This is a genomic window from Tenacibaculum sp. TC6 (genome assembly GCF_050606265.1).
Lineage (GTDB): Bacteria > Bacteroidota > Bacteroidia > Flavobacteriales > Flavobacteriaceae > Polaribacter.
In genome coordinates, this window is record NZ_JBOCUK010000003.1 from 81,920 (window position 1) to 99,661 (window position 17,742).

The 17,742-nt window shown below is 31.1% G+C and carries 2 protein-coding genes; both read left to right on the forward strand.

Features of this window, described 5'->3' with window-relative positions; genetic code table 11:
• The first annotated feature begins 26 nt into the window (after positions 1 to 26).
• Entirely contained in the window at positions 27 to 4,997 is a 4,971-nt protein-coding gene (locus ACQY1Q_RS02850; RefSeq protein ID WP_431003776.1) for an aminotransferase class III-fold pyridoxal phosphate-dependent enzyme, read from the forward strand.
• A gap of 28 nt (positions 4,998 to 5,025) precedes the next feature.
• Positions 5,026 to 17,646 (forward strand): amino acid adenylation domain-containing protein, encoded by a 12,621-nt coding sequence (locus ACQY1Q_RS02855; protein ID WP_431003777.1) that lies wholly within the window; start codon positions 5,026 to 5,028, stop codon positions 17,644 to 17,646.
• Positions 17,647 to 17,742: the final 96 nt, after the last annotated feature.

A 17,742-nucleotide genomic window follows, 5' to 3' on the forward strand; every position in this document is an offset into this window, starting at 1 on the left:
CCAAACTCTTTAAAAAACTAACCAACATGATAAACTCATCTGAAGAGCGACTTAATAATTTAAGTCCGCTAAAGAAAGCTCTGTTTAAAATTGAAAAATATAAAGCTGAATTAGCCAATTTAAAATCAGGTAAAAATACTGAGGAAATTGCTGTAATTGGTATGGCTTTAGACTTTCCAAATGCAAAAAATACAGATCAGTTTTGGAAGAACCTTATCCACAAAAAAGACGCTGTTACAAGCTTTCCAAACAGTCGAAAAAATCAATTAGAGCCTTATTATAAAAGTAAAGGAAAAGCTGTTGAAAATATGGCATTTCAAGAAGGAGCTTATCTTGATCATATTGATCAGTTTGATTATGAGTTTTTTAAATTTCCTGCACCTTTAGCAGCAACTATGCATCCATTACAAAGAATGTACTTACATACATCATGGAGAGCTTTAGAAGATGCAGGAGCATTACATCCGGATAATACAAATGTTGGTGTTTTCTTTGGAGCTTCGGGTGATATAGCATATTCTCAGTATATAGATATCGTTGAAAATTCAGAAAGTTCTTTAAATCCGGCAGCTTTAATGGGAAATACAAATTCTATAACCTCAAGTAGAGTTTCTTATTTTATGGATTTAAAAGGGCCGGCTGTAACTCTTGATACGGCTTGTTCTTCTTCTTTGGTAGCAGTTCATCAGGCTTGTAATGCCTTACAAAAAGGAGATTGTGAAATAGCCATAGCTGGAGGAGGAAAATTATATATTTTACCTGAAAAAGATAAATATCACGTTGGTTTCGAATCTCCAACAGGTAAAACAAAACCCTTTGCCGCCAATTCAGATGGAGCAGGAATAGGAGAAGGAGTTGGAGCAGTTGTGTTAAAAAAATTAGATAAAGCAATTGAAGATAATGATTGTATTTATGCTGTTATCAAAGGATCTGCCATAAATCAAGATGGTACTTCATCAGGGGTTATTGCTCCTAATCCGAAATCACAAACAGAAGTAATACTTCAAGCAGCTGAAAGAGCAGGAATAACACTAGATACATTAAGTTATATAGAAACGCATGGTACCGGAACTCAATTAGGAGATCCAATTGAGTTTCAGGCATTACAAGATGCATTTAGAGGCGTAGAAAATAAACAATTTTGTGCGTTAGGTGCTGTAAAAAGTAACATAGGGCATTTATTTGAAGCGGCAGGTGTTGCCGGACTTATTAAGTGTGTGTTGGCTTTGCAACATAAAGTTATACCACCTTCTATTAATCATGAGTCAGCAAATACAAATATTGATTTTTTAAGTTCACCTTTTTACTTAAATACAGAAGTTGAAACTTGGAAAGAAACACAAAACCCAAGAAGATGTGGGATTAGTTCTTTTGGAATTAGCGGAACCAATGCGCATGTAATTTTAGAAGAATATATTGAGAAAAAGAAAGAAAAAGAAAATATAACAATTCCATCATTATTTACGCTAAGCGCTCATTCTAAAGAAGCTCTTAAGAATACAATTGAAACCTATATAAATTGGTTGTCAGAAAATACTACAGCATCTTTTGAAGATATTTGTTATGCTACAAATACCAAAAAAGGACTTTATGATTGGAGATTTGCCGTAAAGGTAAATACAATTGATGAGTTAAAAGAAGCTTTAAAAGCATCTGATGATTACATTGCTAAAACTGAATTTACCTATACTATCAGTAAAGAAGTTTTACAAAGAGTTGTAGAAAGTAATTATGATGCTTCAAATATAGAATTGCTAATTGCAGAATATAAAAAAGGAGGTATAATTTCTTGGAAAGATTTCTATAAAAATATTACATTCAATAAAATACAACTACCTGTTTATCCATTACAATATGTTTCTTGTTGGCCTGTTTTTGATGAAACAAAAGCAATTCAGTTACAAGAAACATCAAAAGCAGCAATAATTGAGTTAGTAGCTGAAGATTTGTCTTACGATGAGGTATATGGCCAATTATCAAAAATGATTAAAGCTGATACCGGAATTGAGTTAGGAGCAGATATGGCTGAAGAAGATTTCTTTGATTTAGGAATTGATTCAATTATTATCATGCAGTTTATCCAAACTATTCAAAAGCAGTATGGAGTTAAACTTGAGATGGGACAATTTTATGAGGTGGTTAATAATTTGGGTAAACTAACAGAATACATTATTAACAACGGTAGTAAAAAAGGAGAGAAAAAACAAGAAAAGAAACAAGGTAAAGCAACTAAAAAAGATTTAGGAGAAATAGATTACTTTGTTCCTTATAAAGAGATTGATAACCAAACTTCTACTCATACATTAACAGAAGAACAAGCAAGTCATCTTAATGAACTTGTAGAAAAAATTGCTAGAGAAACACAGAAATCTAAACAAGTAACTCAGCAATATAGAAAGGCGCTGGCTAACAATAGAAACGTTGCCGGATTTAAACCTGAAACGAAAGAAATTACATATCAAATTATTGCTGAGAGTGCTCAAGGATCAAAAATTAAAGATTTAGACGGTAATGAGTATGTAGATTTAACCATGGGGTTTGGTGTTAACCTGTTAGGATATAATCCAGATTTTATACAAAAAGCATTACAGGATAATTTAGGATTAGGATACCCTGTAGGACCTATGAATGAAACTGCAGGGCAAGTGGCCGCTTTAATTACTGAAATGACGGGTAATGAAAGAGTCGCTTTTTATAATTCAGGTTCTGAGGCTATTATGGTTGCTTTACGTTTAGCAAGAGCTACTACAGGAAGAGCAAAATATGTAATTTTTAAAGAATCGTATCACGGTACATTTGACGGAGTTTTAGCGTTAAATAATCCTTTGGATATAGCCAACTCTATACCATTAGCTCCTGGTATTACCGATAATTTTATAGAGAACACGATTGTTTTAGAGTATGGAAGCAAAGAAGCAATCAGTTATATTGAAAAGCACGCACATGAGTTAGCAGCTGTTTTAATAGAGCCTGTTCAAAGTAGAAGACCAGAAATTCAACCTACTGAATTTTTAAAAGAAGTTAGAAGAATAACAAAAGAAAACGGAACCGCATTTATTTTTGATGAAGTAATTACCGGTTTCAGAATTCATCCCGGCGGAGCTCAGGCATGGTATGGTATTAAAGCCGATTTATGTACTTACGGAAAAGTAGTAGGAGGCGGTATGCCGGTTGGAGTTGTTGCCGGAACTGCTGAATTTATGGATGCAGTTGATGGAGGAGATTGGCAATTTGGAGATGCTTCTTTCCCTAATAAACCTACAACTTTTGTTGCAGGTACTTTTAATCAGCATCCGTTAACAATGACAGCTTCACTTGCTATTTTAACACATCTGAAAAAGGAAGGTACACAACTACAGGAAGACTTAAATACTAAAACTCAAAAATTAGTAGATAGATTAAATACCTTTTTTAAAGAAACTAATGCTTCTATTAAAGTGGTTCGCTTTGGTTCTTTATTCCGATTTGTTTTAAGAGGAGGTTGGGAGTTGTTTTATCAACACTTGCTAGCCAACAAAATATATGTTTGGGAAGGGCGAAACTGTTTCTTATCAACAGCTCATACAGAGGAAGATGTTGAGCATATTTATCAAGGAGTTGTTAAATCTACCCAAGACCTTTTAAATTCAGGATGGGGAAGTTTACAAGCGCAAGACAGTCATAAAACTACGGTAATCCCATTTACAGAAGAACAGATGCAATTATATACTGTGGCTTCTGTTAGTGATGAAGCGTCTAGTTCATTTAATGAAAATCAGATTGTTGATGTAAAAGGTCATTTATCAATTAAAGAATTAGAAAGTGCTTTTGAATGTATAGTAAATCGTCATGAAGCATTAAGAACTATAACAATTGATGAAGCAGGATATCATGTAGCTAAAGAGATAACTCCAAAAGTTGAGGTTTTAACTATAGATGTTTTAGACGGAGTAAATACAGAAGAAGATAGCCTTAAGTTTTTAAGTAAAAGAGGAAGCTTACCTTTTAATTTATCACAAGGACCTTTTATAAAACTAACGATATTAAAAATAGCAGAAAACCATCATAAACTGTTATTAACAACACATCATTTGGTTGGAGATGGTTATTCTATAGAAGTAATTTGGAGCGAATTAAGTGAAGCATATTCTACCGCAAAGAAAGGGGCAACTTTAGGCTTATTACCATCAACTCCAATTAGAGAGTTTAATAAATGGTTTGATATACAAGATGTTAATGAAGAAAAAGAAGCATTAGCTTTTTGGAAAAAAGAATTTGCAAAAAAGTATCCTAAATTAACCCTGCCAAGTAACTTGGTTACAGCGAGTAATTCTAAAAAAGGACATAGCATAAGTGTACCTTTAAGTGATGATTTGAAAAATAGTTTAATAGTATTTTCTAAAGAAAACAGATCTACTATTTTTAATGTACTTTTCTCTTGTTACACCATTTTATTACACAGACTTTCAGGGCAAACAGAATTTGTTGTGGGAATACCAGCATCAGGACAGTTAGTTATGGGAGAAAAAAGTTTGGTAGGACAGTGTGTAAAAATGTTGCCGTTGTTTATTAAAATAGACGAAAACAAAACCTTCGCAGAGTATTTATCTGAGGTAAAAAATGTAATTACCAATGCAGTTAAATACCAACAATGTTCTTTCCAAAAAATAATTGAGTCAACAGATGGGTTAACGGCACCTAAAATTACAACGGAGGTTGATATGAACAGTGTAAAAAGTAACTTGAATTTTGAAGATTTAAACACTTCTTTTTACTTCCCACCGGTAGCCTATGCTAAATATGAATTAAGTATCAGTATTATTGAATTAGAAGATAAATTATCTGTTGATTTTTACTACAATACAGAACTTTTTGAAGAAGAAACCATAACAAACTGGACACAATATTTTGTGAATTTATTAGAAGGTGTTGAAAAAGAAGCTTCAACAACTTTAGCAGAAATTTCTATTGAAAACCAACAAGAAACCACTGCGTTTTCTACCTGGAATAACCTATAAACTTTAAAGCAGAACCAAAACTACTGTGATGAACAACAAACTAACTAACGATAACTTTTCATTTTTAACTACTATAGAAACTGACATGGAAGCTATACATTATAACGGCACTTCAATCAACTATTCTGAACTGAAGAATTTAGTTGATGAAAAACACCATGAATTAGGAGCGCTTAACGGCAAAAAAATTGTAATTAATTATACAAATCCTATTCAGCAAATTACTATGGTACTGGCTGTAATTGAAGCAGGTGGTTATGCTATTGTAACTAATTCAGAAAATGAAATTTCAGAAGAATCATTAGTAAAGGTTTTTAATAAAGAAGAACTATATATAGCTACTGATAGTGAAGAAGTATTAGTATCAACCATACTTCAACAATTAGCTGTAGGAGTAACTAGTGAAAAGTCTGTAGAAAAAGGGGGAGTTATCTTAGTTAATAACTCTGTTAGTGAAGTATATCAGGTAGAAATAAATGAAATTCAAGAACATGTTTCATCTGTAATACAAACACTTGAATTAGAAAAAGGAGCAAAAGTTTTGGCTACTAAAGCACTAACAAATGTAGATGTTTTAGAATACATATTACCGGCTATAACAGCACAAGCAACATTATATATTAGTAATGAAACTGCTAGAATAGCAACAGAAATAAAAGGTATTGGAACGTTAAAAATAACAACTAAAGAATTAAACGAGGAAGCACTAGAAAAACTTTCAAATAGTTGTGATTTTGAAATTACTAAAGTAATAATAGCTGCTAATGAAAAAGTATCTGGAGCAGCAATAACAAAGCTAAAAGCAGCTTTTCCTAAAGTAGAAAAAATAACAGCAGTATATCAGTTAAAAAATGTCTATTATTCAGTACTTCAGTCGGATAATTTACTTGATTTAAAAGAAAATGAAATTGCTGTATACACCAAGCCTATAGGAAAAATTAATGTTCAAATATTAGATGCTAAATTAAGACCAGCACCTATCGGTGTTTTAGGAGAATTATGGATTGAAAGTAAAGTTTTAAATATTCCTCTTATTGAAAATGCTAAAATGCATGAATTACATATTGGAGGCGCAGACAGAAAACTAAGAGTTTTAGAACACAGAGCAAAATTTGAATCCGGAGGAAAAATAGCATTATTAAACAAAAAAGATAGAGAGCTATTAATCAACGAAAAAATAATAACTCCTGATGTAACGGAAGAAAATTTACAATTACATCCGCAAATTAGCAAAGCAGTAGTTGTGTTTCAAGAAGCTAAAAACTTATTAATTGCTTTTATTGAAATAGCAAAAGAAGAAGAGTTAACGGTTACTACTGTAAGAAACTGGATAAAAAGAAAAGTATCTAGAGAAAACATGCCTGCTCATTTTGAGTTTGTTGATAAACTTCCGGTACTTAACAATGATATTGACTATACACTTTTAGAAAACACAGAAGTAACTGTTTTACCTAAAGCAGAAGTTAGTGCAGAACAACAACAGTTGGTTACTATTTGGGAAGAATTATTAGGCGTTTCTGCTGTTGAATTAGATGATAATTTCTTTGAGTTAGGAGGGCACTCAATTTTAGCTACAAAATTAGTTTCGTTAATTCGAAAGGAAATGAATACTGAAGTTTCCATTAAAACTATTTTTACATTTCCAACAATTGAAATGTTGACAGAGGTAATAGCTCTAAATAAACATAAAAGTTTAATACCTTCTGTAAAGTCATATGAAAAAAAGGAATACCTTCCATTATCATATAGTCAGCAAAGATTATGGTTTTTAGATAAATTACAAGGTACTCGAGAGTATCATATCTCCGGAGGTCTAAGACTACAGGGAGTGATAGAAGAAGATTTAATAGAAGCTTCTTTACAAATTATCATTGAAAGGCATGGAGCTTTAAGAACAGTTATAAAAGAAAAAGAAGGGATAGGGTATCAAGAAATAATAGATGCGAAATCTTGGAATTTATCAAAATTAACAGCAAAAAAGAACCAAACAGAGCAAGATGTTATAAAAATGTTTACAGACATTCCTTTTGATTTATCAAAGGATTATATGTTTAGAGCAGGTTTGCACACTATAAATGAGCATGAGAGTTTATTAGTTCTTGTTTTTCATCATGTATCTAGTGATGGTTGGTCTATACCAATATTTATTGATGAATTTATTAGTATTTATGATTCATTAAAAAATAAAACAAATTTAGTTTTACAAAAGCTACCAATTCAATATGCCGATTATGCTATTTGGCAACGTAAATATATAGGAGGAGAACTTTTAGAAACTCAGTTGACATATTGGAAAGAAAAACTTACAGGAGTTTCACCATTGATGTTACCATTTGATTATGAAAGGTCTAAAGAAAGAAGTACACAAGGTGAGTTATTTGAAACTGTTGTAGATAAAGAACTTGTACAGAAATTACAGGAATTATCTTCAAATAATGGAAGCACATTGTTCATGACATTACTTTCTGTCTATAAAATATTATTATTTAGATACTCAGGACAACAAGATATTTGTGTAGGAACTCCTATTGCAGGTCGTATACATCAAGAATTTGAAAATTTAATAGGCTTTTTTGTAAATACGTTAGCTATAAGAAGTCAGGTAGATACTAATAGTTCGTTTGAGAGTTTTTTAAGAGAAGTAAAAGAAAATTCTTTAGAAGCATATAAAAATCAAGAAGCGCCTTTTGAAAAAGTTGTTGAAGTAACTACTAAGGAAAGAGATTTAGTCAATAATCCGTTGCTACAAGTTTTATTTTCTTTAGAGAATATGCCAGTTGTAACAGAATCAGCTTTGTCAAATTTTCAGGTAAAAGTTGTAAAGCCTACTAATATTCATGTTCAAAGTGATTTACATTTTGTGTTAGAAGAAGATATAGATAAAGGTTTAGTATTTGAAATACATTACCGTAAAGATCTTTTTAAAAAATCTACAATTCAGCAATTAGCAAATCATTATTTAAAGTTGTTAGCTTCTGTAGCGGAGTGTCCAACTGAAAAAATAGGTAAATTGAAAATGCTTGGTGATGAAGAAATTACGGAATTATTACAAGCATTTAATCCAAAAAGTGATGTGCAATTTTCTGAAAATGAAGTAATTTTAGAAACATTTTCTTCACAGGCAATTCAGAAGCCTAATGCAACTGCTTTAATTTTTGGTAATAACACAATAACCTATGCTGAGCTTGATGAAAAATCAAATCAATTAGCAAACTATTTACAAGGTAAAGGGGTTAAGAAAGGAGATTTCATACCTATTTGTATGGAAAGATCTATTCTAACTGTGGTAAGTATTTTCGGTATTATAAAATGTGGAGCAGCATATGTGCCAATTGACCCTTCAAACCCAAATGAAAGAATATCTTTTATTACTAACGATATTGAAGCAGAAGTTCTTATAACAACAAGTGATTTGTTAGTAAAGGTTAAGAGCTGCACTGAGATTGAATGTATTCTTGTTGAAGAAATTCAAGAGGAATTAAAGTTACATTCTAAGGATAAATTAAATATAAATATTACCCAAGATGATGTTGCTTATATAATATATACTTCAGGTACTACCGGTGTTCCTAAAGGAGCAGTAATGCAGCATGGAGCTTTAAATAGTTTTTTAACTGCTTTACAATATACCCATCCTTTAACATCAAAAGATAGAATGGCATTTAAGACTAATTATGGTTTTGATATGACAATTCCGGAAATTTTTGGTTGGATCAAAGCTGGAGCAAGTGCCGTAATATTTTCTGATGAACAGGTTAAAGATGTAACATTATTTTCAAAAGAATTAGAAAAACAGGAGGTTACACAATTACATATGGTACCGTCTCATTTTTCAGTATTCCTGGATTATGTGTATGCTAGTAATATTGAACTTCCTGCATTGAAATATTTATTAGTAGGAGGAGAAGCATTTCCTGAAAAAGCATTGCAGATATATAAAAACTCTAAATTATCTGCAAAACTAGATAATATATACGGCCCAACGGAAACTACAGCTTATATGACTTTTTTTCCTGTAAATGAAAAGTCAAAAAATTATTCAACACTTCCTATTGGTAAACCAATGCCCAATGCTACAGCTTATATTTTATCTGATAATATGGAGTTACTACCTAAAGGAGTAGTAGGAGAGCTTTGTATAGGAGGATTAGGACTATCAAAAGGATATTTGAAAAGAGAGGATTTAACAAATGAAAAGTTTGTTGTTAACCCTTTCAATACTAATGAACGTTTATATAAAACAGGAGATTTAACTAAGTGGTTACCTGATGGAAATATAAGTTATGTTGGAAGGAAAGATTCACAAGTAAAAATACGAGGGTATCGTGTAGAGTTAGGTGAAATTGAAAATGTATTATCGAAGTATCATGAAATTCAACAATCATGTGTAATTACAAATCAAGATATTCATGGTACGAAATATCTAGTTGGTTATTTTGTTTCTGAAAAAGATATTGCTAAAGAAACTTTACAGGGATACCTAAGTGCAAAGTTACCTGATTATATGGTGCCGCGTATATGGGTAAAATTAGCTGAAATGCCTTTAGGATCTAGTGGTAAAATTGATAAGAAAAAATTACCATTGCCTAATAATGAATCATTATCTACAACAGAATATCTTGCCCCAAGAAATGAACAAGAAGAAAAGCTAACTGAAATATGGGAAAAACTATTAGAAGTAGAAAGAATAGGTGTAAATGATAATTTTTTTGAATTAGGAGGGCATTCACTTTTAGCAACCAGATTAGTATCGATGATACGAAAAGAAACTGGTGTAGAAATTCCAATTAGAACAATTTTTACTCACCCAACAATTAGCTTATTATCTGAAAACTTAGGGTCAAAAAATTTAAGTAAAATATTACCTCCTATAACCTCAAAAGGAGAAATTGAAAAAGTACCATTGTCGTACAATCAACAAAGAATGTGGTTCTTAGACCAACTTCAGGGAACTAGAGAGTATCATGTTTCCGGAGGAGTAAGAATACATGGAAATATTGATATTGATTTATTAGAAATAGCATTACGTACAATTGTTGAACGTCATGAAATTCTTAGAACAGTAATAGAAGAAGTTGACGGAGTTGGATATCAGAAAGTAATTAGTTACAGAGATTGGAATTTATCAAGTGTAGTGATAGATGAAAAGTCACAAGAAAAAATATTAATAGATGAATTTTTAAATATACCGTTTAATTTAGCCAAAGATTTTACGTTTAGAGCGTGTTTATATGACTTAGGAGAAGATGAATATATTTTAGCATGTGTATTTCATCATATAGCAAGTGATGGTTGGTCTATTCCAATTTTTATTGATGAATTAACAGATATTTTTGGAGCACTTCATACAGAAAAAGAATTAATATTACCAAAATTATCACTTCAATATTCAGATTATGCAGTTTGGCAAAGAGAACATATTGAAGGAGAATTTTTAGAAAACCAATTGTCTTACTGGGAAAATAAACTTAAAGGAGTTACACCTTTAACTTTACCAACAGATTTTGTTCGACCTTCAGTACAAAGTAGAGTTGGGTCTAATCTTTATTTTGAACTAGATAAGTCTTTAAAAGATAGTCTTGTAAAAATGAGCCAAGAAGAAGGAGTAACTTTATTTATGTTGTTACTTTCTGCATTTAAAATTCTTTTGTTTAAGTATAGTGGACAAAATGATATTTGCGTAGGAACTCCTATAGCAAATAGAACTCAGTCTGATATTGAAGGAATGATAGGTTTCTTTGTTAATACAATAGCATTACGAAGTAGCTTAGAAGAAAAAATGAATTTTAAAGCGCTATTAGAAGAGGTAAAGAAAACTACGTTAGAAAGTTATGATTATCAAATGGCTCCTTTTGATAAAGTTGTAGAGCGTATTGGTGAATCAAGAGACATGAGTATTACTCAGGTATTCCAAGTAATGTTTGATTTACATAATATTCCTGAGCAGAAGAAATTAAAAATAGATGGAGTTAATTTTACTCCTTATGAATTTGAAGAGGATACAGCCCAATATGATTTAATACTTGTTGCAAAAGAGCATAAGGAAGGAATTTCATTAAATTTAGAGTACTGTTCAGATTTATTTGAGCAAGAAACAGCACAAAGAATGTTATATCATTATGAAATGCTGTTAAGAAGTATTGTTACTGATAATAAACAATCTGTAGCATCATTATCAATTTTGACAAATGAAGAGAAAGAACAATTGTTATATGATTTCAATGCTACTAAAGTAAATTATCCTCTACATTTAACATTTGTTGATTTATTTAATGAACAAGTACAAAAAACACCTGACAATATAGCTTTATCTTTTAAAGGACAAGCAATAAGTTATAAAGAGCTTGATGAAAAATCAAATCAAATTGCTCATTGTTTAGTAGAAAAAGGAGTTGGAGAAGATGACTTAGTAGCCATCTGTTTAGAAAGGTCATTCTCAATGATAACAGGAATTATAGGTATTTTAAAAGCAGGAGCAGCTTATGTACCAATAAAACCTGATTATCCGGAATCTAGAATAAAACATATACTATCTGATATTAATAGTAAGCTTTTAATAACCGATAAACAAAGCAAAAATGGTTTAAATTTTGCCAATCAATCTAATGTTGACGTAATTGTATTAGACTCAGAAAGCAAAGAATTTGATGAATATCCAAAAACAAAATTAAATATTATATATAATCCTGATTCATTAAGTTATATAATTTATACTTCGGGAAGTACAGGAACTCCAAAAGGAGCATTAATAGAACATAAAGGTTTACTTAATCATTTGTTATTAATGATTGATGAATTAAAATTAAACGAAGAAAGTGTAATAGGATTTACAGCTCCGTTTACTTTTGATATTTCTGTTTGGCAAATTTTAAGCGCTTTATTAGTTGGAGGAAAAACAGCCATCTATAAAGAAGAGGATCTGTTACAAATAAAAGCTTTTGGAGATGCCTTATATGCTGATAAAGTAACTATTTTACAATTAGTACCTTCTTATACTTCTAGTTTATTAGAAGCATCTACAAATCACAGACTAGACTTTTTAAAATACTTTTTAGTTACAGGAGAAGCAGTTACAAAAGACATATTGGATAGATGGTTTAGTGTATATCCAAATATTCCAGTGGTTAATGCATATGGGCCTGCAGAAGCCTCAGATGATGTAACATTACATATTATGACTGAATCTCCAAAAGAAGGTTTGGTTCCTATTGGAAAACCTGTAGCAAATATGCAGTTATATGTAGTAGACAATTCAGGAGAATTGTGCCCAATAGGAGTGATTGGAGAATTATGGGTAGGAGGAATTGGAATTGGTAGAGGATACCTGAATTTAGAATCATTAACAAAAGAAAAGTTTGTAGAGAATAAATTTACTGGAGAAGGGAGGTTATATAAAACCGGAGATTTAGGATGCTGGCTTTCAGATGGTACTCTTGAGTTTGTTGGACGTTCAGATGATCAAGTTAAAGTACGCGGACATCGTATAGAGTTAGGAGAAATTGAAAATATTCTATCTGTAGCTCAAGGAGTTACTAGTTGTTGTGTGTTAGCGAAAGAAGATGCAACCGGTAATAATAATTTATTAGGATATGTAGTGATGAGTAATGGAGTAACATTTGATAAAACATACCTAGAAAATCACTTACAGGAAAATTTGCCAGACTATATGGTGCCGAGACTTTGGGTTCAACTATCGGAAATGCCACTAACACCTAATGGTAAGATTGATAAAAAGAACTTGCCAGATATTGAATATGTAAATGAAGTAGATGAAAGTTATGAAGTGCCTAGAAATGAGGTTGAAACCATATTGCTTAAGATTTGGCAAGAGTTATTAGGAATTGAAGCAATAGGTATTAATGATAACTTTTTTGAGCTAGGAGGACATTCACTTAAGGTGATTAGTATGGTTTCTCAAATACAAAAAGAACTTGAAGCAGAAGTAGCAATTAGTGATATTTTTGGTAATCCAACTATCAGTACTCTAGCAGAACTTATTGGAGTAGCAGAAGAGGTTGTGTATGAAGAAATCCCTAAAATAGCAGAAGCTCCTTATTATCCGGTTTCTAATGCACAGAAAAGATTATGGATTCTGGATCGTCTCGTAGATGAAGTTTCGGGCTATAATACATATAATGCCTATTCTTTTGAAGGTAATATAAATGTTGAAGCCTTTGGTGATGCTGTATTAAGTGTAGTAAATAGACATGAAGTATTAAGAACAACTTTTGCAGAGAAGAAAGGAGAGCCTGTACAAATAATCCATAATAAAGTTTTAAAAGAGCAAATATTTAGCATAATTGATTATTCAAATACAAAAGTTGCTGAGCAAGAGATTATTAAAGAGTTAACAATTGAAGCTAACAACCCTTTTGACTTAGAGAAACCGTTTTTATTTAAATCAAAAATGTTTTTGCTAGGTGAAAATAAGTACATATTCTTCTGTTCTATGCATCATATTATTTGTGATGGATGGTCGAATCCTATTTTAGTTAAAGAAATTTTAACGAACTATAAATCTTATATTAATAATTATACACCTAATTTACCTTTATTAAGATTACATTACAAAGATTATGCTGCTTGGCAATTGAATAGATTAGTTACAGGAGCTTATGAGCCACATAAAAAATATTGGCATGAAAAATTAGCAGGAGATTTACCTGTATTAAACTTTCCAACGTACAAACAAAGACCATTAATTCAGGATTTTAGTGGAAAAGCAATTGAACATTATTTCAATAAAGTAACATTAAATAAAATAAAAAGTTTAGTTCTTAAAGAAGAAACAAGCTTATATATGGCATTGGTTTCTTTCTTAAATATATTGTTTTATAAATATACAGGGCAAACCGATATTATTTTAGGAACAGGAACTGCTGGAAGAACGCATCCTGATTTAGAAGATCAAATAGGATTTTATATAAGTACTTTACCACTTAGAAATTCTATAAATCCAGAAGCTACATTTATAGAGTTTTTAAAAGAAGTTAGTAGCAAAACTTTAGAAGCTTTTGAACATCAAGATTATCCATTTGACAGGTTAGTAAACGAATTAGATATTGAAAGGGATATCAGTCGAAATCCAATTTTTGATGTAATGATTTTATTACAAAGTTTTGATGAGGATGAAGATCAACTTTTAATTAATGGATTTGAAGGAGTAAAAATAAAAGAACTACCTGTAGAAAATCAAGGAAGTCCATTTGATATGGATTTTGATTTTACTGAAGAAAAAGACCAGTTAAAACTTATGCTTACTTACAATGATACTATTTATAGTGATGAGCAAATGCAAGATTTATTGGTTCATTTAGAGTTGTTAATCAACAGGATTTTAGAAAACCCAAACCAAAAAAACGGAGAGGTATCTATTTCAACTAGTGAAGAAATCACTCTAATTGAAGAAATTAATAATACAGAAAAAAAATTACCACTCGAAAAAACATTTCATCATTATTTAGAACAATTTGCTAAGGAAACACCGCATAAAACAGCTGTCATTTTTGAAGATAGAGAAACAAGTTATAGTTTATTAAATGCAAAATCAAATCAATTAGCAAGAGCTATAACAACAATTTTACCAGTACAAGAAGATGACCAGGTTGGAGTTTTATTAGAAAGATCAGATTTATTTATGGCCACTATACTAGGAATATGGAAACTTGGAGGTTCATATATTCCTATAGATAAAAAAGTGCCAGATAACAGGGTTCTAGCTATGGTTGATATAGCAAAGGTTAGCTTTGTAATAGCTGATAAAAATTTAATAAGTGATGAATTAAAAGAAAAAATTCCAACCTATTGTAAGCTAGTTTACATTCAAGATCTTGTGGAAGTTTCACAAAACCAAAATTCAGAAAATTTAGATATAGATATTAACCCTCATAGTTTATCGGTAACTATGTTTACCTCTGGTTCAACCGGATTACCAAAAGGAGCAATGAATGAGCATATTGGTATGATGAACCATGCTTTAGCTACAGTAGATTATCTAAGCATGAATGAAAATTCGGTGCTTGTTCAAAATGCATCATTGAGTTTTGATATTGCAGTATGGCAATTTTTCACAGCATTGATTACAGGAGGTACTACGGCTATTTATGGAGATGAGCTGGTAAATGCACCTGAATTGTTATTACAAAAATTTATTGAACATAAAGTAACTGTATTCCAGGTAGTACCGTCATATTTATCAATGTTAGTAGATGTTATTGCAGAAGATAAAGAATCTTATCCGTTTACTATATCACATTTAATCAGTTGTGGTGAGGCAGTTAAGCCAAAATCAATTGCACAATGGCTTTCATATTATCCTAATACGACCATAATTAACGATTATGGACCGGCTGAAGCTTCAGATGGAACAACATGGAATGTTTTTAATTCTGTTGATGAAAATGCAACAAGTATTCCTGTAGGAAAACCTATTTATAATATGGCAAACTATATTGTAGATGACTATATGAATCTATGTCCGATAGGAGTTATAGGAGAAATATGTGTTGCAGGGATAGGAGTAGGAAGAGGATATATTAATGATAAAGAAAAAACAGAAAAAGTATTTATTACAAACCCATTCAAAAAAGAAGTACAAGAAAGATTGTATAAAACCGGAGATTTAGGAAGAATTTTACCTAATGGAATGGTTGAGTTTAGAGGAAGAAAAGATTATCAGGTAAAAGTAAATGGTCAGCGTATTGAGTTAGGTGAGATAGAATCCAAATTATTACAACTGGCAGGTGTTAAAGAAGCAACAGTTATTGATCGTATAAATGAGCATAACGGAAGAAAATACTTACATGCTTTTGTGGTTTTTGAAGATTCAAGTAAATTGAATATAGAAAATATAAAGATAACTTTAAGCCAAGAATTACCGCCTTACATGATTCCTGCAGATTTTCAGGAATTATCTGAGTTACCATTAACCATGAGTGGAAAAGTTGATAGAAAATATCTTGATAAGGTAGCTGTTAAAAAGGATGAAAATGATAGAGAATTAGAAAGAGCCGAAAATGATTTTGAAGTAATTTTATTGAAGGCATGGAAAATCACTTTACATCTGGAAGAAATAGGGACAACAGATAATTTCTATCAAATAGGAGGAGATTCTATCAGCGCTATTCAAGTATCTTCATTTTTGTATAAGCACAAGTATCAGATTGATGTGAAAGATATTATGCGTTATCCAACCATAAAAGAAGCTGCTAATTTTGTTAAACCTTTATTACAAATAGCAAATCAAGGGGTAATAACAGGTGAGGTGCCGTTAACGCCAATACAAGCGGCATTTTTCCAATCTCAAAAGAATGAGGCACACCACTATAACCAATCCATGGTGTTGAAATCATCTGAAAGAATTGATGCTCAGATTTTAGAGGAAACACTGAGAAAAATACAATCTTGGCATGATGTTCTGAGGACTACTTATTCATTTAAAGATGATTTGATCAAACAAGAGATTCAAGAAGATGGAATACCGGTGGCTTTAACAGTTCATGATTTAATGGAAGAAAATTCTATTGAATCAATCCATAACCTAGCAACAAAAATTCAGTCAGGAATTTCTTTAGAAGAGGGGCCTTTAATGCATAGTGTATTATTTAGATTAAAAGACGCAGATTATGTATTAATAGCTATTCATCATTTAGTAATTGATGCAGTTTCGTGGAGGATAATTTTAGAAGATTTCGCAAACATATATGAGAAATTAACTAAAGAAGAAGAAATAGACCTACCTGCTAAGACACATTCTTTTAAAGAATGGTCAGAAGAGCTTAGAGCTTATATGGTTTCTGAGGAGTTTGAAGAGGAAAAAATATTTTGGAATTCTAGAATTAAAGAAAATATTCAGCAAATTCCTTATGATAATACAACCAATCAAACGTATAAAGGAAAAGTAGAAGAAGTTTCAGAAAAAACAATTTATCTATCAGAGGAGTACGTTAATCTATTTGAGACAAAAGTACATAAAGCCTTTAATACAGGGGCTAATGATATTTTACTTACGGCTTTAATGATGTCAATTAAAGAATGCTTTTCATTAAACGAAACTGCAATTATGTTAGAAAGTCATGGTAGAGCAACTCTAAATGAAGATATAACAACAAATAGAACCGTAGGTTGGTTTACAAGCGAATTCCCAGTTTACTTATCATCACAAACAAATGATTTAGGAAGTTTGCTTAAAGAGATAAAAGAAAACCTACATAAAATTCCTAATTATGGAATAGGTTTTGGAATAGCAAAATATATAGATATAAATACATCTGAAACTTATAAAAAGAGTATAATTCCTCAAATTGCATTTAACTTTCTAGGCTCTGTAAATGAAGGTGATGAGGCTGAGGTAGGATTTGAGCTTTTAGATAATACCTTTGGAGTAGAAGAGTCTTATCAAAATCAAAGTGATTATGCTATTGAAATTCTAGGAAGTATTAGAAATAAGAAAATGGAATTAACTATTCAATATCATAAATCACAATTTAAAGACGAAACAATAGCTAATTGGTTAAAAGTATTTAAAGAATCGCTGGAAGAGCTAATTAGTTTTTGTGCAAATAGAGAACACACAGAAGCAACTCCTAGTGATTACGATTATTCAGACCTATCCTTAGATGATTTAGTAGAGTTAAACGATTTATTCTAATACATAAAAAACTCAGTTACTTAATAATTCTCTTTGTATATACCACTTTAACAACTTTAAACACTTCTGTTTTTAGATGTTAGAACAGAATTATTA